This window comes from Sphingomonas kyeonggiensis (genome assembly GCF_030812785.1).
GTDB lineage: Bacteria > Pseudomonadota > Alphaproteobacteria > Sphingomonadales > Sphingomonadaceae > Sphingomonas > Sphingomonas kyeonggiensis_B.
Genome location: NZ_JAUSTJ010000001.1, coordinates 287,813 through 311,657 on the forward strand (window position 1 = coordinate 287,813; position 23,845 = coordinate 311,657).

The following is a 23,845-nucleotide window of genomic DNA, read 5'->3' on the forward strand; positions in this document are numbered from 1 at the left end:
CGCAGCGAGGGAGGAGGGGCGCGGCGGGTATCGCCGCGTTGCGGCGGCCCCTCCACCACCGGCTTCGCCGGCGGTCCCCCTCCCCCAGCCAGCTGGGGGAGGAATTAGTCGCTCACTCCGCCCCATGGCCCCCGAACTGGACCCCGAAGAAATCGCCCTTGTTCCAGCGCGGGCGCTCGGGAGCGTCGGTGAGGGCGCGGGCGATGGCATAGTTCAGCCGCATGTACTTCGCCGCCGAGTTCCAGTCGAACGGCAGGTCGATCTGGTCCGAGGGCTTGTGGTAATTCTCGGCGAGGAACTTCTTCTGCGCCTCGGCGCCCTCCCCGCCGGGCCCGGTATCGAGCGACACCGCCGGCACGCCCGCCTTGACGAAGCTGTAGTGATCCGAGCGGACGAAGAACATCTCCTCGGGGCTCGGATCGGGCACGACCTTCAGCCCCTCGCTCGCTGCCGCCGCCTCGATCACCGGGCCAAGGCTCGAGCGCTCGCCGCCCAGCGCGACCACGTCGACCAGCGGATAGGTGAGGATCGGCATGTCCATGTTGACGTCGGCGACCAGCCGGTCCTTCGGCACCGGCGGATAATGCGCGAAATAGTCGGAGCCGAGCAGCCCCTTTTCCTCCGCCGCCAACGCGATGAACAGCATCGAGCGCTTCGGCTTCTCGCCCGAGGCAATGAACTTGCGCGCGACCTCGAGCATCGTCGAGACGCCGATCGCATTGTCCATCGCGCCGTTATAGATGCGGTCGCCATTCACCGCGTCGCCCACCCCGACATGGTCGAGATGCGCGGAGAGGACGACATATTCCGCCTTGAGCGTGGGATCGCTGCCCGGGATCAGCCCGACCACGTTGCGCGTCGCTCTGGTGACCAGCCGCGTCTTGCTCGCTACCTTGAGGATGCCCGGCAGCGCGCCGGTTGGGATCTTCGTCGCCTTGCGCTGGGCGGCGAGCACGTCCTGCCACTTGATCTTCGCGCCTTGGAACAGCTTCTCGGCGCCGACCGGGCCAAGATAGCCGACCGGCGGGGCGCCCGGCGCGGTGGCGAAGGCAGTGCCGTCCGGCCGCGCCCAGGTGGTCCGCTCATAGTCGTAATAGGGGACGATCGCCTCGAACGGGAATTGCTCGCGCTGGGCGAGCGATTCCAGCACGATCACCGCGACCGCACCCTTTTTCTGCGCGATCGCAGCCTTCTGCTCGTCGTCACTGAAATGCGCCTCGACCGCGTCGGGCAGGCCGTCGGGGACGCCGGGCAGGACCGCGACGATCTTGCCGCGCACGTCGAGCCCCTTGTAGTCGTCGCGCTTGCCCTCGGGATAGACCAGGCCATAGCCGGCGAAGACGATCCCGGCCTCGGCCTTGAAGTCGGGCGTGGCGGGCACCGGCGTGTTGACGAAATCGATGCCGAACTGGAGCGGGATCTCGCTGCCGCCGCGCACCAGGCTCCACTTCGCCTTCTCGGCCGGCTTATAGGCGACCAGCTTGAACGGCTGGAACCAGCTTCCCTCGACGCCCGGCTGCAGCCCGATCGCGAGCATCTGCGCCGCGACATATTCGGCCGCGACCTCATAATCGCGCGTCCCCGCCTCGCGCCCGTGCATCGCGTCGGAGGCAAGGAACTGGACATGGCTCTTCAGCGCCGCCTGTTCGGGCGGAAGCTGCGCCGCGGGCGCGGCCGTCTGGGCCTGGGCGAGCGGCGCGGCGAGCAGCGCGGTGGCGGCAAGCAGGAAGCGGTCCAGGAAAGTCACGGTGCCATGGGCCCCTTGTAGAGCGTGCCGAAGAAGTCGCCCTTGTTCCACACCGGCCTGTCCTCGGCATCGGCGACGGCGCGGGCGATCGCATAGTTCAGCCCGACGAAGCGCAGCCCCTGCTTCCAGTCGATCAGGCCGACCTCGTCCGAAGGCTGGTGGTAATGCTTGTCGAGAAACTCCTTCGACGCCGCTGCGCCCTCCCCACCCGGCCCGAGATCGAGCGAGACGGCGGGGATGCCCGCCTTGACGAAGCTGTAATGGTCCGAGCGGACGAACGAGGCTTCTTCCGGCGTGGGATCAGGCACGAGCTTCACCCCTTCGGCCGCCGCGGCCTGCTCAACCAGCTTGCCAAGCGTGCTGCGGTCGGCACCGAAGGCGACGAGATCGACGAAATTATAGGTGAGGATCGGCATGTCGAGATTGACGTCGGCGACGATCGATCCCTTGGCCACCGTCGGATTGGCGGCAAAATATTCGGAGCCGACCAGTCCCTTTTCCTCCGCTGTCACCGCGACGAACAGGATCGAGCGGCGCGGCGCCTTGCCGGAGGCCTGGAAGCGCCTGGCGACCTCGAGCATCGACGCGGTGCCGACGGCGTTGTCCATAGCGCCGTTATAGATCCTGTCGCCCTTCGCATCGGGGCGGCCGACGCCGACATGATCGAGATGGGCGGAGATCACGACATATTCGCCCGCCTTGTCGGTGCCCGGCAGCACGCCAGCGACATTGTTGGCGGTGAGCGTGCGGATCGCGGTGTTGGCGGTGCCCGTGGCCGTGACGCCGAGCGAGCCGGTCGGCAGCTTCACGCTGGCCTTGTCCGCGGCCAGCACCGCATCCCACTGGATCTTCGAACCCGCGAACAGCTTGGCCGCCCCGTCAAAGCCGAGATAGGCGAAGGCCGGTGCACTGGCGCCCGCATCGGCACCCTGCCAGGTCATGCCCTCGGTCTGCGCGAAGGGAACGCTGGCGGCGAAGGGAAAGATCGCATGGCGGGCGTTGCCCTCGATCAGGATCACGCCGACAGCGCCATGCGCCGCCGCGGTGTGCGCCTGGGCATCGGGCTGGGCGAGATGCGCACGCACGTCGCTCGGCTGACCGTGCGGCGAATCGCGCAGCACAGCGACGATCGCGCCCTTGACGTTCAGCCCCTTATACTCGCCCTCGCTGCCATAGCCGGCAAAGACCACCGGCGCCGACACCGCAACCTTGGGGTTCGACGGCACTGAGCGCGCGACATAGTCCTTGCCCCATTCGAGCGGCGTCGGGATATTGCCCCGGGTGAGCACGAGCGTGCCGTGATCGACCGACTTGTAGGCAATCAGCGGCACCGGCTGCAGCCAGCCGCCGTTCGCGCCCGCCGGCTTGAGCCCCGCCGCGAGCATCTGCGCCGCGACATATTGCTCGGCGATGGTCAGCTCGGGGCTGCCGGTATCGCGGCCCTTCATCGCATCGGAGGCGAGGAACTGGACATGCGCCTTGAGCGCCGCCGCGTCCTTGCCCAGGTCCTGGGCGAAGGCCGGAGTCGCCGCAAGCAGGGCGCTCGCGGCGAGAAGCAGGTGCCGCTTGATGCTCACTTGGCGCCCGGCCCTTCATAGGTGAGGCCGAAGAAATCGCCCTTGTTCCACAGCGGGCGCTGGTCGCCATCGGCGATCTCGCGCGCGATCCGGTAGTTCACGTCGACGAAACGCACGCCCGACTCCCAGTCGATCGCCGGCAACTGGCCGACCTCGTCCGAGGGCTGGTGATAATGGTTCTTCATGAAGTCGTCGATCGCCGCGCGGCCCGGGCCGCCGGCACCCGGCCACAGGAAGACCGAGGGCACGCCCTTGCGGACAAAGTTGTAATGGTCCGAGCGGACGAAGATGTTCTCGCCGGGCAGCGGATCGTCCGAGAGCGGCACGCCGATCGCCTTGCCGGCGCGCTCGACGATCGGGCCGAGCGTCGAGTGGCTGGCGCCGTACACCACCACGTCCTGGAACTTGTAGGTGATGATCGGCATGTCGAGATTGACGTCGGCGACGATGCTCGACAGCGGCACGGTGGGGTTGTTGGCGAAATAGTCCGAGCCGATCAGGCCCTTTTCCTCGGCGGTGACCGCGAGGAACAGTACCGAGCGGCGCGGCTTGGTGCCCGCAGTCTTGAAGCGCTTGGCCTCCTCGATCAGCGAGGCGATGCCGACCGCGTCGTCGAGCGCGCCATTGTTGATCGTGTCGCCGGTCTTGTCCGGGCGGCCGACGCCGATGTGATCGAGATGCGCCGAGAGGACCACGACTTCCTTGGCGAGCGTCGGGTCGCTGCCTGGCAGCATGCCGGCGACGTTGTAGCTCTGGACGGGCGTGAGCGCAGTCTTGGCGGCGACGGTGACGGTCACCGGCAGCGCCTCTGCCTTGAACACGGCGTTGTCGGCCTCGGCCGCCTTGGCGATGTCGGCCCATTTCTGCTTGGCGCCGGCGAACAGCTTCTCGGCGCCGACCAGGCTGACCGTGCCGGCCGAGGGCGTGCCCGGGGCGGCGATATGGCCGGTGCCGTTCGGATTGCCCCAGGTGAAGCGCGGGCGCGACACGGCGTTGGCGTAGAAGCTGAAGGGGCGTTGCTTGGCAGTGCGCGGCGATTCGAGCGTGATCGTGGCGACCGCGCCGTGCCTGGCCGCGATCTCCGACTTGGCGGCCGGGTTGGAGAAATGCGCGGCGACCTCGCCGGGGAAGTTCTCGGGCGTGCCGCCGAAATAGGCGACGATCTTACCCTTCACATTGACGCCCTTATAGTCGTCACGCCCCTGGCCGGTGATGCCATAGCCGACGAACACCACCGGTGCGGTGACGGTGTAGGCGGGCGTCTCCGGATTGGCCGAGGAGACGAAGTCCTTGCCGAATTCGAGCGACACCGGCTGGGCGCCCTTGCGGGTGAAGGACATGGTGCCCGGGCCGTCGAGCTTGGCGCTGATCAGCGGCACGTTCTGGAGATAGGAGCCATTGTCGCCCGCAGGCTTGAGCCCCGCCGCATAGAATTGCGAGGCGACATATTGCGCGGCGATGTTGAACTCGTTGCTGCCCGCCTCGCGGCCCTTGAGCGCGTCCGACGCCAGGAACATCACATGGCTCTTGAGCGCGGCCTGGTCGGCGGGAAGCTCGGCATTGATGATGGCGTTGCGCTCTGCCGCGCTGGGAGCGGGCGCCGGAGTCGGTGCCGTGGCGGTCTGGGCATAGGCAGGCATGGCCAGCATCATCGCGAGGGCGAGCGGCGTGGTGGTGCGGATCATGTGGGGAACCTCTCCGGGGGTAACTCGGTATATCGCTTCGGTAGCACGGCTTGGCGCAGGCGCAAGCCGGCAGATTTTCAAGGTGGCGAGCTTAACACTTGCCCCTATATCCGAGGCATCATGGCAGACGCACGCACCGCTCCGCAGACTCCGCAGATCACTCGCCGCGAGGATTATCAGGTTCCCGACTGGCTGGTCCCCGAGATCGCGCTCGACTTCGATCTCGATCCCACCGCCACCACGGTCCGCGCGGTGCTCAAGGTGGAACGCAACGGCACCCATGACCGGCCGCTGGTGCTGAACGGCGACGCGCTCGCGGCGGAATCGGTGCGGGTCGATGGTGCCGAGGCGCGGGGCTGGACGATGGACGGCCCCGACCTGGTCATTCCGCTGAGCGGCGGCACGCACGAGATCGAGACGGTCGTGACGATCGCGCCCGAGCGCAACACCCAGCTGCAGGGGCTCTATGCCTCGTCAGGCATGCTCTGCACCCAGTGCGAGGCCGAGGGCTTCCGCCGCATCACCTTCTTCCCGGACCGGCCGGACGTGCTGTCCCGTTACAAGGTGCGGATGACCGGCGACAAGGCGCGCTTCCCGGTGCTGCTGGCGAACGGCGATCCGATCGCGCAGGGCGAACTGGAAGGCGGCCGCCACTGGGCCGAGTGGCATGATCCCTTCCCCAAGCCGAGCTATCTGTTCGCGCTGGTCGCCGGCGACCTGGTAGCGAACAAGAGCAGCTTCACCACGATGAGCGGCCGCAAGGTCGATCTCGGCATCTGGGTGCGCGAAGCCGATCTGCCCAAGACCGATCACGCGCTGCACGCGCTCAAGCTGTCGATGGCGTGGGACGAGAGTGTCTATGGCCGCGAGTACGACCTTGACGTGTTCAACATTGTCGCGGTGGATGATTTCAATTTCGGCGCGATGGAGAACAAGGGGCTGAACGTCTTCAACAGCCGCTACATCCTCGCCGATCCCGACACCGCCACCGACTATGATTACGACGCGATCGCCGCAGTGGTCGCGCATGAGTATTTCCATAACTGGTCGGGCAACCGCGTCACTTGCCGCGACTGGTTCCAGCTGAGCCTCAAGGAAGGCTTCACCGTGTTCCGCGACCAGAGCTTCTCGGGCGATCAGGGCTCGAAGGCGGTCAAGCGGATCGAGGACGTCCGCGGGCTGCGCGCCTCGCAATTCCCCGAGGATGCCGGCCCGCTCGCGCATCCGGTGCGCCCCGACGAATATATCGAGATCTCGAACTTCTACACGGCGACCATCTACAACAAGGGCGCCGAAGTGATCCGGATGATGTCGACCATCCTCGGCCCGCAGAAGTTCCGCGCCGCGACCGACCTCTATTTCGACAAGTTCGACGGCACGGCGGCGACCTGCGAGGATTTCGTGCGCTGCATGGAGGAGGCCGGCGGCGTCGACCTCACCCAGTTCCGCCGCTGGTACAGCCAGGCGGGCACGCCGCGCGTCAACGCGAACCTCAGCCAGGAAGGCGGCCGCGCCCGCCTCAAGCTCGCCCAGACCGTGCCGCCGACGCCGGGCCAGCCGGTCAAGGAGCCGATGGTCCTGCCGCTCAAGGTCAAGCTGTTCGGCGGCATCACCGGCCGGCCGATGTGCGACGAGCAGCTGGTGCTGCTCAAGGACGCCGCGCAGGAGATGGTGTTCGAGAACCTGTCCGAGCCGCCGGTGCTGTCGATCAACCGCGGCTTCTCGGCGCCGGTGATCGTCGAGACCAACCGGACGGCGAAGGACCTAGCCTTCCTCTCGGCGCATGACGACGATCCCTTCGCCCGCTACGAGGCGATGCAGCAGCTGATGCTCGACACGCTGGTCGCCGCGGTGACCAGCGGCAAGGGCGCGCATGACGCGGTGATCGAGGCGGTCCGCAACACGCTGGCCGATGCCGCGCTCGACAAGGCCTTCGTCGCCGAGGCGGTGCTGCTCCCCTCGGACAGCTTCATCGGCGACCAGATGGTGGTGGTCGATCCCGACGCGATCTTCGCGGCGCGCGAAGCGCTGCGCGCCGAGCTGGGCAAGGCGCTCGCCGGCGAATGGCGCGCGGCCTATGACGGCGCCCAGGCCAATCGCTTCGAATATTCGCCCGCGGCCAAGGGCGCGCGGCGCCTGAAGAACGTCGCGCTCGGCTATATCGCGGCGAGCGGCGCGGACGATGCGGCAGAGATGGCGTTCGGCCAGTTCGAGGCGGCGGACAACATGACCGACCGCCAGGGCGCGCTCAGCACGCTGGTCAACGGCGTGTCGGACAGGCGCGAGGCGGCGCTCTCGGCCTTTTACGACCGGTACCAGGGCAATGCGCTGGTGCTCGACAAATGGTTCCAGACCCAGGCGCTGTCGGCGCGCGACGATACCGCCCAGGCGGTCGAGGCGCTGGCCGGGCACAAGGACTTCACCCTCGCCAACCCGAACCGCGCCCGCGCGCTGATCGGCGCGTTCAGCGTCAACCAGCGCGCCTTCCACGACATCTCGGGCCGCGGCTATCGCTTCGTGGCGGACCAGCTGATCGCGCTCGACCGGCTCAACCCGCAGACCGCCGCCAAGCTGGTGCCGCCGCTCGGCCGCTGGAAGCGGTTCGACGCCGGCCGCGCCGCCCGGATGCGCGCCGAGCTCGAGCGGATCGTCGCGACGCCGGGGCTGAGCAAGGACATGTTCGAACAGGCGAGCAAGTCGCTGGACTGACCCATTGGCTTTGATCGCAAGGCGCAGGAAGTAGTTGGCGGCCCCTGTGCGCATATCAGGGTCAAGGAGACCAACCATGACCCTGTCGACCAAGACCATAGCCTCGCCCGTCGGCGAACTCACCCTCGTCGCCAGCGACAAGGGGCTCGTCGCGATCCTGTGGGAGAATGATTCGCCCGACCGGGTGAAGCTCGGCGCCACGCAGGAGGACGCCACTCACCCGGTGCTGGCCGCCGCCGAGGCGCAACTGCGCGAGTATTTCGCCGGCACCCGCACCCGCTTCGCGCTGCCGCTCGACTTCCGCGGCACCGATTTCCAGAAGTCGGTCTGGGCCGAGCTGCTCGCCATCCCCTTCGGCGAGACGCGTTCGTACGGCGAGATCGCGATGAAGCTCGGCCGACCCAAGGCCTCGCGCGCGGTCGGTGCCGCCAATGGCCGCAACCCGATCTCGATCGTGGCGCCCTGCCACCGGGTGATCGGCTCGACCGGCAAGCTCACCGGCTTTGCGGGAGGCCTCGCGGCGAAGGAGTACCTGCTGGAGCTGGAGCGGGGCTGAACACAAAATTCCTCCCCCAGCAAGCTGGGGGAAGAATTTGAACTAGGCCATCACATTCCGTCCGCGCGTCACCACGGCGGTATGCCCGACGCTCGCCTTGAGCACCCGCTGGGTGATCGTGTCCATCATCACCCAGTCGTTGCTCGCCTTTTCCGGCGTCAGCGTCAGCGCCATGTAACCGCGGCGGCTGGTGTCGCACCATTTCAGCTCAGGGCTGGCGGCGACGAGCGCGGCGGCCACCACCTTCGGATCGGCGCCCACCGCCTGCTCATAGCCCGGCGAAGAGACGCTGTGCCCGGCGAACTCGACGCCGGCCGGCTTGCCGTCCTGGCCCAGATCGAACGCCCACGCATTGTGGCTGTCGCCGCACAGCACGAGGAGATTGGCGCCGGCTGCCTGGGCCGACTTCAGGAAGCGCGCCCGCGCCGCCGGGAAGCCGCCCCAATTGTCGAGGTCCGAAGGGATGCCGAGCTTGCTCGCCATCACGCCCGCCTGGACATAGGCCTTGGTCCGCGCCGAGGCATTGGGCTTGAGCCAGTCCGTCGCCTGGGCGGGAATGTTCTGCTTGCCCATGATCGTGCCGAAATTGACCAGCTGCCACTTCTGGCCGGCGCGGGTCGACTTCTTCAGCGCATGGCCGAGCCACGCCTCCTGCTCGGTGCCGAGCATGGTGCGCGCCGGATCCTGCAGCGCGCCGTCGCGGAACGCGACCAGTGCCTTCTGGGCATCGGCAGAGGCGAAGAGCGGGGCGAGCTCGGGCTCGTCGCTGCGATAGAGCAGGCGGCTCTCGGTGCGGAACAGCGTGGCGAGGCTGCCCACGTCATAGCTGCCCCAGGGCGTCTCCGAGACCGGCATCCATTCCTTGTACGCCTGGAGCGCGGCGGCGCGGCGGTCGTTCCAGTCGCCCTCGCCCGGCTGGTTGTTCTGCGCGCTCATCTCGCGGCTGTTGTTGGCCGATTCGTGGTCGTCCATCTGCGCGAGCATCGGCTTGACCCGGTGCAGCTCCTGCAGGTCCGGATCGCTGCGATAGCTGGCATAGCGCAGGCGGTAATCGGCAAGGTGGATGATCTCGCCCGCCGGCTCGGGCACGCGCCCGCCGACCGGGCCGCTTTCGGGCGCATAGCCGCCGGCGGCATATTCGTAGAGATAGTCGCCCAGGTGCAGCCACAGGTCGATGTCGCCCCGCGCCGCGGCATGGCCATAGGCGTTGAAATAGCCATAGGGCATGTTCGAGCAGGAGAAGATCGCGATGCCGTACTTGCCGACATCGCCCACCGGCAGCGTCTTGGTGCGGCCGACCGGCGAGAAGCTGCCGTCGGGCGCGACGAAGCGGTAGAAGTAATTGGTGCCCGGCTCGAGCCCCTCGACCGTGATCTTGGCGGTGTGATCGCGCCACGGGCCGGTGATCTGCTCGCCGCCAGAGACGATCTTGGCGAAATCCTCGGTCTTCGAGATCTCGGCCTTCACCTTCACCGCGCCGCGATCGGCAGGGACGTAGCGCGTCCACAGCAGCATCGTGTCCGGCCCCGGCTCGCCGCTGGCGACCGAATGGGTGAAACCGCTGGCCAGCGCCTGGGCGAACGAGAAGCCGGGGATGGCGAGCGCGCCCAGGCCCAGCGTGCCGGTGAGGATGAGCGAGCGGCGATCGATGCGCAGTGTCATTTTGAGGCGTTCCCAAGCTATTTCGCCGCAAGCCTTGCCGCCGCCACGTGTCGAGTTCGTGACAGCACGCGCCGCGGACGCTAAGCACGCCTGCAGTCGCACGCAACAAGGCCCTGTCCAACTTCATGCCGCATCACCTTCCGCCCGGGGCTCCGCGCTCCTGATGGCAAGCAAGTCCGAAGTGCTGGGGAGCCGGACGACTCGCCTGACCGACCTCACTGCAGTCGTCACCGCGCTGCCGCGCTGGTCGATCCTGCTGCTCGTCGCCATTGCGGTCCGCGCGCTGACCTTCGGCAACCCCGTGGTCCATGTCGACGAGGAGTTCTACTTCGTCACGGCGCAGCAGATGCTGCACGGCGCGGTGCCCTTCGTCGACGTATGGGATCGCAAGCCCGTCGGCCTGTTCCTGATCTATCTGCTGCCCGCCGCCTTCGGCGTGCCGGCGGGAATCTGGATCTACCAGGCGATGGCATTGGCGGCCGTGGTCGGTACCGCGCTGCTGATCGCGCGGCTGGCCGAGAAGGCCGGATGGGGACGCGGCGCGCTGACCGTGGCGCTGCTCTATCTGTTCATGATCAACTTCGCCGACGGCCAGGGCGGCCAGGCGCCGGTCTTCTACAATCTGCTGATGGCCTGGGCGTTCCTGCTCGTCGTGCCGAGCCCGAGCGACGAGAGCGGCGACCGCCGCCGCATCCATCGCGGCACGCTGGCCATGCTGATCGTCGGCGTGGCGATGCAGGTGAAATATTCGGTGGTGTTCGAGGCGATGTTCCTCGGCCTGTGGCTGATGTGGCACGAGATCAAGCTCGGCACCGGCATCGCCCATGTCCTGCGCCGCGGCGGCCTATGGGCGTCGGCGGTGTGGCTGCCGACGCTCGCCGTCTGGGCCGTCTTCATCCTGATGGGGCATGGCGAGCCCTGGTTCTACGCCAATTTCGGCTCGATCGTCGATCGGCTGAGCGATCCGCCCGCGGTGCTGCTGCGCGCCTTCCTCAAGATCGCGCTGATCCTGGGACTGCTGCTGATCGTCTCGGGCCTGTCGCGCCACGTGCCGGTGAAGGACCCGAGCGAGCATCCGGTGCGCGCGCTGTTCTTCGGCTGGCTGATCGCCGCCGTGATCGGGCTGCTCGTGTTCGGCAGCTGGTTCAACCACTACGCCCTGCCCGTGCTGGTGCCGGCGAGCCTGTGCTGCGCCGGCTATCTGGGCGGCACCGAGCTCGGCCGCAAATGGCTGACCCCGGTGATGCTGCTCGCGGCCGGGCTTGGCGGCGAATACACCGCGTGGAGCGCCAAGTGGCACCGCGGCAATGCCGAGCAGCTCGAGGCGCTGGCCGAGGGCATCGGCCATGGCAGCGGCTGCATGTACGTCTATTCGGGCAACGCCATCCTCTACAGCTATACCGGACGCTGCACGGTGACGCCGTGGATCTTCCCCAGCCACCTCTCGCGCGAGCGCGAGAATGGCGCGCTGGGCGTCGACCAGCTGGAGGAGATCAACCGCATCTTCACCCAGCGGCCCGAGATCGTGGTGATGCGCCCGACCTATTATGGCGAGCGCATGGACTCGCACCGGCTGGCGGTGCAGCGGATGGACGAGATGGGCTATCGCCTGCGCGGCCGCTGGCCGCTCGGCGATCTCTATATCTCGGTCTACGAGCTGCCGGCAGCCACCAAGCCGCCGGCGCCGCGCTTCGCCTCGAGCAAGCCCTCGTAATAGGCCATGAGCTCGGCGGCGTGGTCGGCGTCGCTGCGCACCTTGCCGGCGGCGATGCGCGCGGCGTTGCGCAGGATGCTCTGCTCGCGGCCGAACATGCGGCGGATCGCATCGGCCGCCGAATAGGCGTCGCGCGCGCGATAGGTCTCGGCGAACAGCGGATCGGCAATCTCGGCGAACCCGCCCTCGTCGGGCCCGATCAGCGGCAGGCCCGAGGCGAGCGCCTCCGATGCGACCAGCCCGAACGGCTCGGCGTCGGAGCCATGGATCAGCGCGTCGCAGCTCGCCATGATCCGCGAGAAGCGCACCCGGTCATAGACCGGCCGGAAGATCTTGATGTGCGGGCTGCCGGCGATTCGCTCCTCGAGCTGGCGGCGCTGCGGGCCGTCGCCGATCAGCATCAGGCCGACCGGCAGGTCGTTCGCCGCCGCCTCGACCGCGTCGATCACCAGCGGCCAGCGCTTCTCCTTGTGGTGCCGGCCCAGGCCGAGCAGCAGATGCCCCTCGGGCGGCAGGCCGAGCTGCGCCAATAGCGCGACGCGCAGCTTCTCGTCGCGCAGGTCGGGCGAGAACCATTGCCGCTCGATCCCCAGCGGCATCGAGGCATGGACCGTCATGCCGCGGCGGCGGAAGCGCTTGGCGAGCGCCGGGCCGTTGGTGACGAACGCATCGTAATGCTGGAGGAAGTTGTTCATGTAGCGCGTGTACCAGGCGAATGCCTGCTCGACCTGGATCGGGGTCGCCACGCTATCTAGCCAGCGCTGCGGATAGGCGCCGATATTGTCGCCATGCGCGAAGAACACCTTGACCGCATCGCCCTTCCACCGCGCCACGGTCCAGCCGGGCAGCCAGGGCGAGCTGGTCTCGACGATGTCGGGCTGCAGCTCGTCGAGCAGGTTCCAGACCGGCTCGTCCTTGACGAAGATGCCGTAATTGCGGTCGAGGATCAGCGGCGGCGCCTTGACCCAGATGACGCGGCCGCCGCCGGGACGCTCCTCGACGCTCGATTCGAGCGCCGGGGCGATCACGGTCAGCTCATGGCCCATATCGGCCATGATGCCCATCTTGCGGTCGAGATAGGTACGGACGCCCCCGCCGGTCGGCGAATAGAACTCGTTGACGTCGACGATGCGCATGCAGGCGCCTCCTCAGTCGTCGAGCGGACCGAAGCCGCCCAGGCCGCGCAGATATTGGGCCTTGATCGTGATCTGTCCACCACCCGCGCCGACATTGACCAGGGCCTGGCGCACCTTGGGCCTGCTACGGCCAAGCTTCTGGTTGCTGGCGAAGCCAGCGCCGTCCTCCCAGAAGTTGAACTTGTTCTTGCCGTCGCGGTCATGGGTGAACAGCACCGCCCAGGTGCCGGCGCTGGGCGCGCGGATGCAGATGCGCACCGGGCCCGATTGCGGCACCGACGCCCAGACGCGGCGGAACGGCTTGCCCTCCTTCTTGAGCGAGGTGTCGTCGCGCAGGAAGTCTTCCTCGTTGGGCGGATAGAGCTCGACCTTCAGCCGGCCGATCCGGTCCTTGAGGCCGGTGACGTTGACATAGAGGCGCGCGCCGCCGGGGATCGCGCAGGTGCCGTCGACCGGATCCTGCTGCGCGGCGGCCGGGCTCGCGGCAAAGGCGAGCGCGGCGGCGGTGCTGGCGGTCAGGGCACGGATCATTGCTGCTTGTTCCTCGTGAGCAGGGCCTGGACGCTGAACCCTCCGATCAGCGTGACATGGGCGAGAAGCGTCAGGCCGGCGATCAGCGCCATCAGCTCGGACATCGCCGAACCCTGGCCGATCACCACGCCGGTGATCGCGGCGAAGGCGGCTTCCTTGCTCGGCACCAGCGGCAGGCGCCAGACCAGCAGGCGGCCGGCGGCCATCATCAGCCACACGCCGATCGACACGCCCGGCATCGCCAGGTGCCAGGCGATCGCGACGAGCAGCGAACCGGTGAGGATACGGATGCAGTGGACCATGAACACCCACCACAGCTCGCGGCGGGGCAGCGAGAAGACGCGCTTCGAGAAGAGCAGGAACGGCAGCGACATCAGCGCCAGAACCCCGACCGAGCCGATCACCGCCAGCTTCCATTGCGGCGGCACCAGCCCAAGATAGAGCGGCAGGCCAACGATCATCATCACGAAGGTGATCGCGTTGCCGGCGATCGCCGACAGGATCATCACGTCCTTCACCGCGCCGAACGGGGCGGCGACCATCTGGGTGCGTTGGCGGGCCCAGGCGTAGAAATACGCCTCGCCCGAATAGCCGAACAGCACTTCGTTCGAGATGCGCTTCTTGTGGAGCGCGGCGAGCCCGGCGAGCGGGATCTGCCAGAGGCGCTTGAAGATGATGTAGTCGAAGGTCGGCGGTCCGACATAATAGAGCGCAAAGACCAGGTAGAAGAGCGGGTTGGTCGGCAGCGTGCGATACAGACCCGCCAGCCCCGAGCCGAACAGCTCGCGGCCGAGCGCCACGATCATCAGCAGCGTGAGCGCGCCGCCGACCAGTGCCGGCCAGCGACGCTTGATCTTTTCGACGGGCTCCAGGCCCGCAAGATCGGGCGCGCCCGGCAGGGGGACGGCCTCGACAACGCTCGTGTTCACCGAAGCCTCCAGACTGGGTTCGTTCACTGATTCGTATCCGCTGCCCAAAGAACGGGCGTATTACAGTATCTTACCGGCGCCATGCGGCTTTGCAGCCCCCAGTTCACACGACGCGAAAATGGCTGGTGACAGCAGAATACGGTTTATTGCGGGGGCGATTTGGGCGTAAGAGTGGCAATTCGCAAGGTCTATGTTGCACCGCACACAAAACGAGTCCGCCCAGCACATCCTCACCTATGCCCAGCGCCTGCAGGGCGGCGGAGTGGAACGGGCGATGCTGCGCATGGCCGCCGGCTGGCTGCGCGAAGGGCGCCGGGTGACGCTGGTACTGGGCAGCCGCGAGGGCCCGCTGGCTTCAGAAATTCCCAGCGAAATCAATCTTATAGAGCTGAACGATGCACGCTATTCGGCGCTGCTCGGCCTGGCATCGCATGTGCGCGATGTTTGCCCTGATCTGATCTTCTGCGCGGGCAATCATTACAGCGGCATCGCCGCGGCCACGCGGCTGCGGCTCGGCCGGCGCAGCCCGCCGATCGTCGCCAAAGTATCCAACGCGCTGGTCCGCCCCGAGCTCTCGCCGGGCGCCGCGTGGCGCTATCGCCGCTGGCTGCGCCTCCATCCGCGCTTCCTCGACCATGTCGTCGCGATGACCCCGGCGATGGCGGCCGAGGCGGTCGCCGAGATGCGCATGCCGCCGGACCGCGTGAGCGTGATCGCCAATCCGCCCGCCTCGGCCATCGCGGATGCGGCGCCGGTGCCGCTGCCGGAAGGGCGCTATCTGATCGGCGTCGGCCGGCTCGAGCCGCAGAAGCGCTGGGACCGGCTGCTCGCCGCCCTGCCCCGCCTCGCCGACCGCCAGGTGAAGCTGCTGCTGCTGGGCGAAGGCAGCGCCCGGGCGCAACTGGAAGCGCAGGTCGCGGCGCTCGGGCTGAGCGACCGCGTGGCGATGCCCGGCCATGCCGGCGATCCCCTCCCCGCGATCAAGGGCGCAGCGGTCGCGGTGCTGACCTCGGACTATGAAGGCGTGCCCGGCGTGCTGCGCGAGGCGCTCTCGGTGGGAACGCCGGTGGTCTCGACCGAATCGAGCGTCGCGGTGCGCGAGATCGTCCATGATCCTGCGCTCGGGACCGTAATCGACCGCGAGGATGCCGACGGACTGGTCGCGGCGCTCGACCATTGGCTGGCGCCCGATTCGGTGCGGCCCGCGCCGGTCACGACGAGCGGCGACCCGATCGCGGAGTATCTCGCGTTGTTCGACCGGATTGTCAGCCAACGGCCCCAATAGCCGTCATCCTACTACCAATCCGTCATCCCGGCGGAAGCCGGGATCTCAGGCGAAGGCACGGGAAAAGAGCCGCACGAGATCCCGGTTTTCGCCGGGATGACGGTTGGAAGGCGGGATGACGAATTGGGCTCACCGCAGCCGCAGTCGCGCGCCCAGCCACAAGGTCCGCGGCAACGCCCGCTCGGCCACGCCCGGGCCGCTGATCCCCGCCTGCACCTCGGCATCGAAGATATTCTCCGCCCGCGCCTGGAGCGCCAGGCCGCGCGTGATCGGCAGCGCGGCGGTGGCGTCGAGGGTGAAGGCGCCGTTCAGCGTGCGGCCGTTCTGGTCGTCCTCGAACTGCGGCCCGGCATAGCGCGCGGTGAGCGACGCGCCGGCATCGCCATGCACCCAGCCGAGCGTGGCGCTGGCCTGGTGGCGCGCGGTCTGAGCCGGACGCAGCCCGTCGAGCCCGGCGGACACGCCCGAGGCGGAGACCCGCGAATCGGTGAAGGCATAGGAAGCGCCTAGGCTGAGATCCCCCGCCACCCAGCGTCCGTCCAGCTCGACGCCCTTGGCCGTCACCGCATCGAGATTCTGCCGCTGGCGATAGAAGCCCGCCGCCGAGACGAAACCGACGCCCGGGAACGTCCCCGGCCCCTGCGCCAGCGTGACATTGGCGATCGCGCCGTCGAGCCGGTTCCAATAGCCGGTCGCGCGGAAGGTCAAGGACGGCGCCGGCCGCCAGTCCACACCGATCTCGGCACCGGTCAGCCGTTCCGGATCAAGTGCGGCATTCGCGGCGGTCGCGTCGGCACCGGCGCGGAAGGGGCGATAGAGCTCGTTGAGCGTCGGCAGCCGCCAGCCGCGATAGGCGGCGGCGCGCAGCGTGACCTGGCCCAGCCGGTACGCCGCACCGGCGCGACCGGTCGCCTCGGTCCCGTCGCGGTCCGGGAAGCGGCTATCGGTGAGCACCGGGCCCAGGGCGAGCGAAGTTTCCCGCAACGAACCGTTGGAGATGCTCCAATGGTCGAGCCTGCCACCCAGGCTGAGCGTCAGCGGGCCGCTTTCATAGCTGGCGTCGGCGAAACTGCCGACCGTCAGGCTCTCGCCACCGGCGACCCGGCGGCGGGTGGGCAAGCCGGCGACATAGTTGAACAGCTCCTCGGTCCGCCCCGAGACGCGGCGCAGGTCGCTGCCGAGCCGCAGCGTCACCCCGCCGCCAATGGGTGGCGCGACTTCGATGCGTGCGCCGATGCCGGTGGCCGGCACGGCATATTGGTCGAGCGTCGCGGTCGCCGTGCTGCGCGTGTCGTTGACGCTGGCAAAGCCCGAGGCGAAGCCGCGCGTCTGGAGATAGGCGAGCCCCGACCAGCCCCAGCGGCCGCGCCCGACGATGCGCAGGCTGGCATCGGCGCCTTCGCTCTTCACCTTGGTGAAGTCGACGCCGCGATCGCGATGATCGGTGAAGGCGGAGAGGTTTGCCTGGAGCTCGGTAGCCCCGCCGAGATCGGCGACGGCGCGGACCGCGACCGCCGCCTGCTCATAGGGTGCCGGACGATCGGCGGGGCCGCGATCTGCCTCGACGATCGGGGTGAAGCCGTCGCCTCGCGCATATTGGCCGGCAAGCGTCACGAAGCCCCGACCCAGCCTCGCCGCGCCGACGCCCGACATGTCGATGCTGTCGCGGCTGCCATAGAGCGCGTCGAGCGACAGCGCCCCGAGCTGCGCAGGGCCGCCGCTCTCCAGTTCGATCGTGCCGGCAAGCGCGCCCGGCCCGGCATAGCCGCTGCCGCCGCCCCGGACGATTCGGGCTCCGGCGAGCCGATTCGGCAGATAGGCGGGAAAGGCGACCCAGCCGCCGAACGGATCGGCCTGGGGCACGCCGTCGAGCAGCAGCAGCGCGCGGCTGGAGGCGTTGCCGCCGAGCCCGCGCAAGGTGACGCCCTGCGAAGTCGGATGCGCCGAGCGCGAATCGGAGCGGCGGAACTGGGCGAGACCGGCGGCGTCGCGCAACGCGTCCTCCAGCCGGCCGCTGGCGGTGCCTGCGATCCGGTCGCGATCAATCGTCACCACGTCATAGGCGGCTTCGCCCGGCGGCGCCTCGAGCCCGCGGCCGGTGACCACGATAGCAGCCTCGTCCTGCTCCTGCGCGAAGGCCGGGAGCGGGAACAGAGTAGCGGCGATCAGAAACAAGCCCCTCCCCTTCAGGATCATCGGGTCGGCCATGCCCCCGGCATGGCCTGAACAGCGCAGGGCGCTGTTCACCCGATGATGGGTTGGGGTGGGGCCTGTCCGCGAGCGCTGCTCTCGGTGAGACACATTCCCCACCCCAAACCCCTCCCCTGAAGGGGAGGGGCTTAGAAAGGGGGACCTCACTTGGGCGCCACGGCGTCAGGATGCGCCGCGGCGAAGGCCGGCAGCGCGGTCGCCGCCGCGTCGATCGCGACGAGCCGTGGAAAGGCGTCGAGCGGCGTCTCGAAACGGCGGGCATTGTACATCTGCGGCACCAGGAAGAGATCGGCGATGCCGGGCGCGTCGCCGCCGAGGAATGGGCCGTCCCCGGCCATCGCCTCCAAAGCGGCAAAGCCCTCGGCGATCCAGTGGCGCGTCCAGTCGTTCCGGCCCGCCTCGTCGATCCCCATCTCCTTGAGCCGCCGCATCACCCGCAGATTGTTGAGCGGATGGATGTCCGCCCCCACAACCAGCGCACGCGCCATCGCGGCGGCGCGGGCATCGGGATCGGCGGGGATCAGCCGCGGCTCGGGATAGCGCGAATCGAGCCATTGGATGATCGCCAGGCTCTGGGTGATCACCTTGCCCTCCGCCTCCAGCGCCGGCACCAGCCCCTGCGGATTGCGGGCGAGATGCTCGGGACTGCGCTGCTGGTTCTCGAGCAGCATCACGTCCTGCTGCTGATAGGCGAGCCCCTTGAGGTTCAGCGCGATGCGGACGCGATAGGCGGCCGAGGACCGGAAATAATCATAGAGGATCATGCCGCGCCCGCCGGCGGCTCGAGCGGTGTCGGCGCGTCCTCGGCATAGCCCCTGCGCAGCCGCACCCGCCATTTGAGCCGCGGGCCATGCTCGTCGGCGGCACGGGCGGCGCGCTCCGCCTCGCTCTCCAGCGCGACCTTGATCATCGCGACGATCGGATCGGCGAGCGCCAGGCCGAGCACGCCGAACAGCGTGCTGGCGAGGATCTGCGAGGACAAAGTGAGCGCCGGCGGCATGTCGACCGTGTGCCGGGCGACCAGCGGCAGCACGACATAGCCGTCGAAATTCTGCACGCCGAAATAGATGATGATCGCCCAGATGCCCGTCTCGGTCCCGGCGCTGAAGCCGACCGAGACCATCATCACGCCCGAGACGAAGGCGCCGATATTGGGGATGAAGGCGAGCACGCCGGTGATGATGCCGAGCAGCAGCGCCATCGGCACGCCGACGAGCCACAGGAAGAAGGCCGTGACCACGCCCTCGAACAACATGCCGAGCAGCCGGCCGGCGAGCAGGCGGCGCATCGTCGTGGCCATGCGGCTGATCATGACGGCGAACTGGTCGCGTGCGTCCATCGGCACCATCCATTGCAGGCCGCGCTCATAGATGCGCGGCTCGAGTGCCACGAACAGGCCGATGATGAAGATCATCAGCAGCGACGAGACCGCGCCGAACACCGATCCGACCGCCGAGGTCAGCTTGCCGACGCTGCCCAGCGCCTGCTGGACCAGCCCGGTCAGGTCCGAGCGGCCGGGCATCAGCCCGAGGTCGGAGACCCATTGCGCGACCTTGTTGGCCTGCACCTCCAGCGTGGTGCGCAGTTGCTCGGCCTGGGCGGAGATCTGCACGCCGGTCAGGTAGAAGATGCCGCCGAAGAAGGCGATCATCAGCAGGATGACGATCACGATGCGCAGCGAGCGTGGGATCGGCAGAATGCGGCCGAGCAGGCGGGCGCCGCCATCGAGCATCGAGGCGAAGACCAGCCCGCCGAAGATGATCAGGATCGGCTGGACCAGCAGCACGAACAGCGCGACCGCGATGGCCAGCCCGAACCAAACGCTCGCTTTCTTGAGCTCGGCGCGGACCACCGGATCGCGGAGCTCGTTCGGCCCCGGCTCCTGGACGACATGGACGTTCTGCGAGGCGAGCGGATCGCTCATCAGTGGTTATCCCGTTGCGGATGGAGCGAGGTGCCGGCACGGCCGGGGCGGAAGGATTTGGGCCAGGTCAGCGGGTTCCAGCTGGCGCTGCCATCGAGGCTGAAGGTGATGAACTCGGCGCGGCCGCCGATATTCTCCCAGGGCACCGGCCCGCCGAGCCCGTTCTGGCTGAGCGGGAAGCGGCTGTCGGCCGAATTGTCGCGATTGTCGCCCATCAGGAACACCTTGCCTTTGGGCACGCGGATCTCGGGATAATTGTCGCCGCGACCGGGGCGGAAGCCGAGGTCGACCGTGTCGTAGGAGCGGCCATTGGGCAGGGTCTCGCGGAAGATCGGCAGGCGGCAATAAGCCTTGCCGTCGCGGGTCACCCGGAAGCCGGGATATTGCTCCTCGTCGCAGCGGGTGTTGGGATCGACGGGGATGTAGCGGTCGCCCATCGCCCGGCGCGGCACCGCCTTGCCGTTCAGATAGACGATACCGCCGCGCACGCCGATCGTGTCGCCGGGCAGGCCGATCACCCGCTTGATATAGTCGGTATTGGTGCCCGGCGGCGTGACGATCACCACGTCGCCGCGTTCGGGCAGCCGGCCCAGGATGCGCCCAGGCATGAAGGGCAGCACATGGAAGGTCGGCGTCACCCAGCTATAGCCATAGGGATATTTGGTCACGACCAGCCTGTCGCCGACGAGCAGCCCGGGGAGCATCGATTCGCTGGGGATGAAGAAGGGCTTGGCGATCAGGCTGTGGAAGCCGAGCACGGCGAGCACCAGCCACAGGATGCCGCGCGCCTCCGCCCACCAGTCGGTGTGCGGTCGGGCTTCGGCCTCCTCCTCATACGCCTGGTGACTCAACGCGAGCTCGTCCGCCCCCATCAACCTTCCTTCACCGCCTCGATCATCACCATGGCGAACGCCCAGGGATGATCGTCCGTCAGCGTCAGATGCACCACGGCGACGTGACCCGCGGGAGTGATGGCGTCAAGCCTCGCCTTCGCGCCCCCGGTCAATGCCAGCGTGGGGGCACCGGAGGGTGCGTTGACGACACCGATGTCCTTCATGAACACGCCGCGCTTGAAGCCGGTTCCAACCGCCTTGGAGAAGGCCTCCTTGGCCGCGAAGCGCTTGGCGAGCGTCGCGGCATAGTTGTGCGGACGGGTCTTGGCCTTGGCGATCTCGAGGTCGGTGAAGCTGCGCTGCTCGAAGCGCGTGCCGAACCGGTCCAGCGACTTCTGGATCCGCTCGATGTTGCAGAGGTCGGAGCCGAGGCCAATGATCATCTAGGGTCCCGTCCAGATCAGGGTGCCAACACTCGCCGGAGCAACCAGCAGCATCAGGAACAGCCACCACCAAATGCCATTCCCGCGCGCATGGCTGATCCAGGCCGCGGCATAGAGAAATATCGCCGGGGCGAAAATAACCCCGCCACGCATCAGCGTATGCAGGATCATGCCGGCTTCCGGGTCTGGTATCTTGCCATAGAGGATTCCGACCGGAACCAGTGCAATCCGAATTGCAAGCAGCAACGGTAGAAACGACACCAGCACAAGCCCGAGGCGTGCGCGCGGCAGAGTCGTCACCGTGCTTCGTCCATCAGTGCGCGCATGTGGCGGATCACCGGGGCGAGGCCGTCGAAGATCGCCTCGCCGATCAGGAAATGGCCGATGTTGAGCTCCATGATCTGCGGGATCGCCGCGATCGGGATGACATTGTCGAAGGTCAGGCCGTGCCCGGCATGCGGCTCGATCCCTTCCTTGGCGGCAAGCGCCGCAGCATCGGCGATCCGGCGCAGCTCGGCGGCGCGGTCGGTCTCGGCCAGCTCGCAATAGCGGCCGGTGTGGAACTCGACGACCGGCGCGCCCAGGCGGAGCGCCGCGTCGATCTGGCGTTCGTCCGGCTCGATGAACAGCGAGACGCGGCTGCCATTGTCGCGCAGCTTCGCGACCATCGGCGCCAGGTGGTCGAAATGCCCGGCGACATCGAGCCCGCCCTCGGTCGTCCGCTCCTCGCGCTTCTCGGGCACGATGCACACGGCGTGCGGGCGGTGGCGCAGCGCGATCGCCAGCATCTCCTGCGTCGCCGCCATCTCGAGGTTGAGCGGGACGGTGAGCTCGGCGGAGAGCCGGGCGATGTCGTCGTCGGTGATGTGGCGGCGATCCTCGCGCAGATGCGCGGTGATGCCGTCGGCACCGGCCTCGGCGGCGAGCAATGCCGCACGTACCGGATCCGGATAGCCCGAGCCGCGCGCGTTGCGCACGGTGGCGACATGGTCGATGTTGACACCCAGGCGAAGCTTGCCGGTCACCTTTGGCGCCTCCTTATGCAGTGATCGCCCGGCTGCCGGGCTTGATCGCAGGGATCGCCGCCAGCTCGGGGGGCAACTGGTCCGCCGGATAGGCCGGCACGTCCATCCTGAGCAGCGAGACCAAAGGCACGCCGACATCCGCACTGCCGTTCGAGCGATCGACGATGCAGGCGGCGCCGAGCAGCTTGCCCGGATGCTTGCGGATCGCGGCGATGCATTCGCGCGACGAAAGCCCGGTGGTGACGATGTCCTCGACCATCACGATCCGCGCGCCCTCGGGGATCTCGAAGCCGCGGCGCAGCTGGAACTCGCCCTCCTCGCGCTCGACGAACACCGCCTTGCAGCCGAGCGCCCGCGCCGTCTCATAGCCCGGGATGATTCCGCCGATCGCCGGCGACACGACCATGTCGACTTCGCCAAACGACTCGCGAATCAAGTTTCCTAGTGCACTGCACACACGCTCGGTTCGGGCAGGGTCCTCGAAAATACGCATCTTTTGCAGGAAGATGGGAGAGCGAAGGCCCGAAGAGAGGATAAAATGGCCTTCGAGCAACGCACCTGCAGCACGAAACTCATCCAGAACTGCGTTGCCTTCCAATGCTCGCTCCAATCATCGCGGGGACTGTCGATTTCCCTTAGGACCACCTCCCATCCACCGCAACGGGCGATCAAAAAGGGTTGAGAATGGATGCACGGCTCGTATACCCCGGTTGCACTGGGGGTAATCCTTTCCCAGCCCGGGGCTCTTGCGGAACAGGGTGAAGATAGACGATGCGCATGCTTGGGTTGACTTCGATCCTCCTGGCGGCGGGGATGGCGTTCGCCACGCCCGCTTCGGCCCAGGAGCCTGTTGCTAACACCGCGGCACCGGTCGCGAACAGCGCGGCACCCGCCGCAGCCGCCACGCCGGCGGTAGCCGATCCCACGCTCGACGCTTCGGGCAAGCCGCTGACCAAGGCGGCCCCGGGCATCGGCCAGCCGGTCGCTGAGGGAATCGCGCTCCAGCCGCAGGTCACCAAGATCGGCGAGGAAGCGCACGACTTCCACAACCATATCCTGGTGCCGCTGATCACGGTGATTTCGATCTTCGTGCTGATCCTGCTGCTGTGGGTGATCTTCCGCTATCGCCGCGCGGCCAATCCGACGCCGTCCAAGACCGCTCACAACACCGTGATCGAGATCGTCTGGACGCTCGTCCCGGTGCTGATCCTGATCGCGATCGCGGTCCCCTCGATCCGCCTGCTCGCCGCGCAGTTCAAGCCCGCGCCCAAGGATGCGATCACCCTCAAGGCGATCGGCAACCAGTGGTTCTGGAGCTATGAATATCCGGACAATGGCGGCATCCAGCTGACCGCCAACATGCTCAAGGAGCAGGGCCAGGTCCCGGCCGGCCAGCGCTACCGTACCGACGCCGACGGCCCCCGCCTGCTCGCGACCGACCAGCGCGTCGTGCTGCCGGTCGGCGTGCCGATCCGCCTGGTCACCACCGCGCAGGACGTGATCCACAGCTGGGCGGTCCCCGCCTTCTGGATCAAGCTCGACGCGGTGCCCGGCAAGCTCAACGAGACCAGCTTCATCATCGAGAAGCCCGGCCTCTATTTCGGCCAGTGCTCCGAGCTGTGCGGCGCCCGCCACGCATACATGCCGATCGCGGTCGAGGCCGTGTCGCCGGCCGAGTTCGCCCAGTGGGTGAAGTCGAAGGGCGGCACCATGCCGGCAGAGGTCGCCGCAGCCGCGGCTGCCGAGGCCGCGCAGAACGCCGCCGCGCCGGCCGCTGCGAACGCTGCCGAGACCAACGCCGCCGCCGAACCGGCTGCCACCAACGAGACCGCGCCGGCCGCCAGTGCCGCCGCCGGCAACACCACGGGCAACTGAGAC

The 23,845-nt window shown here is 68.0% G+C and carries 20 protein-coding genes; 5 read left to right on the plus strand and 15 right to left on the minus strand.

What is annotated here, in order from left to right:
• Positions 1 to 112: 112 nt before the first annotated feature.
• The 3 genes from J2W22_RS01395 to J2W22_RS01405 are packed head-to-tail and all read right to left on the minus strand — an operon-like array spanning position 113 to position 5,009.
• Complete coding sequence (locus tag J2W22_RS01395; protein WP_307116479.1) at positions 113 to 1,747, minus strand: M28 family metallopeptidase; 1,635 nt, start codon at positions 1,745 to 1,747, stop codon at positions 113 to 115.
• On the minus strand, positions 1,744 to 3,324 hold the full coding sequence (locus tag J2W22_RS01400; RefSeq protein WP_307116480.1) for a M20/M25/M40 family metallo-hydrolase: 1,581 nt from the start codon (positions 3,322 to 3,324) through the stop codon (positions 1,744 to 1,746). Before J2W22_RS01400 ends, J2W22_RS01395 begins: the two co-directional genes overlap by 4 nt.
• Positions 3,321 to 5,009, minus strand: coding sequence for a M28 family metallopeptidase (locus J2W22_RS01405; protein ID WP_307116481.1), 1,689 nt, complete (start codon positions 5,007 to 5,009; stop codon positions 3,321 to 3,323). Before J2W22_RS01405 ends, J2W22_RS01400 begins: the two co-directional genes overlap by 4 nt.
• A 120-nt stretch (positions 5,010 to 5,129) precedes the next feature.
• On the opposite strand from J2W22_RS01405, the gene pepN reads away from it, so the two are divergent.
• Both pepN and J2W22_RS01415 read left to right on the plus strand, forming a co-directional pair.
• Positions 5,130 to 7,718, plus strand: a complete 2,589-nt coding sequence (gene pepN, locus J2W22_RS01410) for an aminopeptidase N (RefSeq protein WP_307116482.1) — start codon at positions 5,130 to 5,132, stop codon at positions 7,716 to 7,718.
• Positions 7,719 to 7,794: 76 nt separating this feature from the next.
• A complete protein-coding gene (locus J2W22_RS01415) occupies positions 7,795 to 8,274 on the plus strand; it encodes a methylated-DNA--[protein]-cysteine S-methyltransferase (RefSeq protein WP_307116483.1) in 480 nt (159 codons plus the stop codon).
• A gap of 42 nt (positions 8,275 to 8,316) precedes the next feature.
• On the opposite strand, the gene J2W22_RS01420 is transcribed toward J2W22_RS01415, so the two are convergent.
• On the minus strand, positions 8,317 to 9,936 hold the full coding sequence (locus J2W22_RS01420) for an alkaline phosphatase D family protein (RefSeq protein WP_307116484.1): 1,620 nt from the start codon (positions 9,934 to 9,936) through the stop codon (positions 8,317 to 8,319).
• 163 nt (positions 9,937 to 10,099) lie between these two features.
• Between J2W22_RS01420 and J2W22_RS01425 the strand changes: the two genes are divergently transcribed.
• Positions 10,100 to 11,650, plus strand: a complete 1,551-nt coding sequence (locus tag J2W22_RS01425; RefSeq protein WP_307116485.1) for an ArnT family glycosyltransferase — start codon at positions 10,100 to 10,102, stop codon at positions 11,648 to 11,650.
• Here the strand turns inward: J2W22_RS01425 and J2W22_RS01430 are convergent.
• From J2W22_RS01430 to J2W22_RS01440, 3 genes are read right to left on the minus strand one after another with little or no spacing between them, the layout of a single operon-like run.
• On the minus strand, positions 11,587 to 12,786 hold the full coding sequence (locus J2W22_RS01430) for a glycosyltransferase (protein WP_307116486.1): 1,200 nt from the start codon (positions 12,784 to 12,786) through the stop codon (positions 11,587 to 11,589). The genes J2W22_RS01425 and J2W22_RS01430 overlap by 64 nt on opposite strands.
• A 12-nt stretch (positions 12,787 to 12,798) precedes the next feature.
• Positions 12,799 to 13,317, minus strand: a complete 519-nt coding sequence (locus tag J2W22_RS01435) for a DUF2141 domain-containing protein (protein ID WP_307116487.1) — start codon at positions 13,315 to 13,317, stop codon at positions 12,799 to 12,801.
• Positions 13,314 to 14,246: a hypothetical protein gene (locus J2W22_RS01440; protein ID WP_307116488.1), complete on the minus strand. Its 933-nt coding sequence runs from the start codon at positions 14,244 to 14,246 to the stop codon at positions 13,314 to 13,316. Before J2W22_RS01440 ends, J2W22_RS01435 begins: the two co-directional genes overlap by 4 nt.
• Positions 14,247 to 14,439: 193 nt before the next feature.
• On the opposite strand from J2W22_RS01440, the gene J2W22_RS01445 reads away from it, so the two are divergent.
• Positions 14,440 to 15,531 carry a glycosyltransferase gene (locus tag J2W22_RS01445; protein WP_307116489.1) on the plus strand — a complete coding sequence of 364 codons (1,092 nt, stop codon included), beginning with the start codon at positions 14,440 to 14,442 and terminating at the stop codon, positions 15,529 to 15,531.
• A 129-nt stretch (positions 15,532 to 15,660) separates the two neighbouring features.
• Here J2W22_RS01445 and J2W22_RS01450 read toward each other — a convergent pair whose 3' ends face one another.
• The 8 genes from J2W22_RS01450 to pyrE form a co-directional block, all read right to left on the minus strand.
• Positions 15,661 to 17,727, minus strand: a complete 2,067-nt coding sequence (locus J2W22_RS01450) for a TonB-dependent receptor plug domain-containing protein (RefSeq protein ID WP_307117970.1) — start codon at positions 17,725 to 17,727, stop codon at positions 15,661 to 15,663.
• Between the two features lie 158 nt (positions 17,728 to 17,885).
• A complete protein-coding gene (gene maiA / locus J2W22_RS01455; protein WP_307116490.1) occupies positions 17,886 to 18,506 on the minus strand; it encodes a maleylacetoacetate isomerase in 621 nt (206 codons plus the stop codon).
• The gene (locus J2W22_RS01460; RefSeq protein WP_307116491.1) at positions 18,503 to 19,666 is read right to left on the minus strand and encodes an AI-2E family transporter; all 1,164 of its coding nucleotides are present in this window, start codon (positions 19,664 to 19,666) and stop codon (positions 18,503 to 18,505) included. The genes maiA and J2W22_RS01460 overlap by 4 nt, the downstream gene beginning before the upstream one ends.
• Positions 19,666 to 20,538 carry a signal peptidase I gene (gene lepB, locus J2W22_RS01465; RefSeq protein WP_307116492.1) on the minus strand — a complete coding sequence of 291 codons (873 nt, stop codon included), beginning with the start codon at positions 20,536 to 20,538 and terminating at the stop codon, positions 19,666 to 19,668. Before lepB ends, J2W22_RS01460 begins: the two co-directional genes overlap by 1 nt.
• Positions 20,538 to 20,942 (minus strand): holo-ACP synthase, encoded by a 405-nt coding sequence (acpS, locus tag J2W22_RS01470; protein ID WP_307116493.1) that lies wholly within the window; start codon positions 20,940 to 20,942, stop codon positions 20,538 to 20,540. Before acpS ends, lepB begins: the two co-directional genes overlap by 1 nt.
• Complete coding sequence (locus J2W22_RS01475) at positions 20,943 to 21,242, minus strand: hypothetical protein (protein WP_307116494.1); 300 nt, start codon at positions 21,240 to 21,242, stop codon at positions 20,943 to 20,945.
• On the minus strand, positions 21,239 to 21,967 hold the full coding sequence (locus J2W22_RS01480; RefSeq protein WP_307116495.1) for a pyridoxine 5'-phosphate synthase: 729 nt from the start codon (positions 21,965 to 21,967) through the stop codon (positions 21,239 to 21,241). The genes J2W22_RS01475 and J2W22_RS01480 overlap by 4 nt, the downstream gene beginning before the upstream one ends.
• 13 nt (positions 21,968 to 21,980) lie before the next feature.
• Entirely contained in the window at positions 21,981 to 22,565 is a 585-nt protein-coding gene (pyrE, locus tag J2W22_RS01485) for an orotate phosphoribosyltransferase (RefSeq protein WP_307116496.1), read from the minus strand.
• Positions 22,566 to 22,744: 179 nt separating this feature from the next.
• Between pyrE and coxB the strand changes: the two genes are divergently transcribed.
• On the plus strand, positions 22,745 to 23,842 hold the full coding sequence (gene coxB, locus J2W22_RS01490) for a cytochrome c oxidase subunit II (RefSeq protein WP_373422926.1): 1,098 nt from the start codon (positions 22,745 to 22,747) through the stop codon (positions 23,840 to 23,842).
• The last annotated feature ends 3 nt before the right edge of the window (positions 23,843 to 23,845 follow it).

What these genes read in the sequence shown, in the direction of transcription:
- lepB (WP_307116492.1), bottom strand. Translation starts at nt 20,538, where the DNA reads ATGGGGGCGGACGAGCTCGCGTTGAGTCACCAGGCGTATGAGGAGGAG.
- J2W22_RS01460 (WP_307116491.1), bottom strand. Translation starts at nt 19,666, where the DNA reads ATGAGCGATCCGCTCGCCTCGCAGAACGTCCATGTCGTCCAGGAGCCG.
- J2W22_RS01435 (WP_307116487.1), bottom strand. Translation starts at nt 13,317, where the DNA reads ATGATCCGTGCCCTGACCGCCAGCACCGCCGCCGCGCTCGCCTTTGCC.
- coxB (WP_373422926.1), top strand. Translation starts at nt 22,745, where the DNA reads ATGCTTGGGTTGACTTCGATCCTCCTGGCGGCGGGGATGGCGTTCGCC.
- J2W22_RS01430 (WP_307116486.1), bottom strand. Translation starts at nt 12,786, where the DNA reads ATGCGCATCGTCGACGTCAACGAGTTCTATTCGCCGACCGGCGGGGGC.
- J2W22_RS01425 (WP_307116485.1), top strand. Translation starts at nt 10,100, where the DNA reads ATGGCAAGCAAGTCCGAAGTGCTGGGGAGCCGGACGACTCGCCTGACC.
- J2W22_RS01415 (WP_307116483.1), top strand. Translation starts at nt 7,795, where the DNA reads ATGACCCTGTCGACCAAGACCATAGCCTCGCCCGTCGGCGAACTCACC.
- pepN (WP_307116482.1), top strand. Translation starts at nt 5,130, where the DNA reads ATGGCAGACGCACGCACCGCTCCGCAGACTCCGCAGATCACTCGCCGC.
- J2W22_RS01420 (WP_307116484.1), bottom strand. Translation starts at nt 9,936, where the DNA reads ATGACACTGCGCATCGATCGCCGCTCGCTCATCCTCACCGGCACGCTG.
- J2W22_RS01450 (WP_307117970.1), bottom strand. Translation starts at nt 17,727, where the DNA reads ATGATCCTGAAGGGGAGGGGCTTGTTTCTGATCGCCGCTACTCTGTTC.
- maiA (WP_307116490.1), bottom strand. Translation starts at nt 18,506, where the DNA reads ATGATCCTCTATGATTATTTCCGGTCCTCGGCCGCCTATCGCGTCCGC.
- acpS (WP_307116493.1), bottom strand. Translation starts at nt 20,942, where the DNA reads ATGATCATTGGCCTCGGCTCCGACCTCTGCAACATCGAGCGGATCCAG.
- J2W22_RS01405 (WP_307116481.1), bottom strand. Translation starts at nt 5,009, where the DNA reads ATGATCCGCACCACCACGCCGCTCGCCCTCGCGATGATGCTGGCCATG.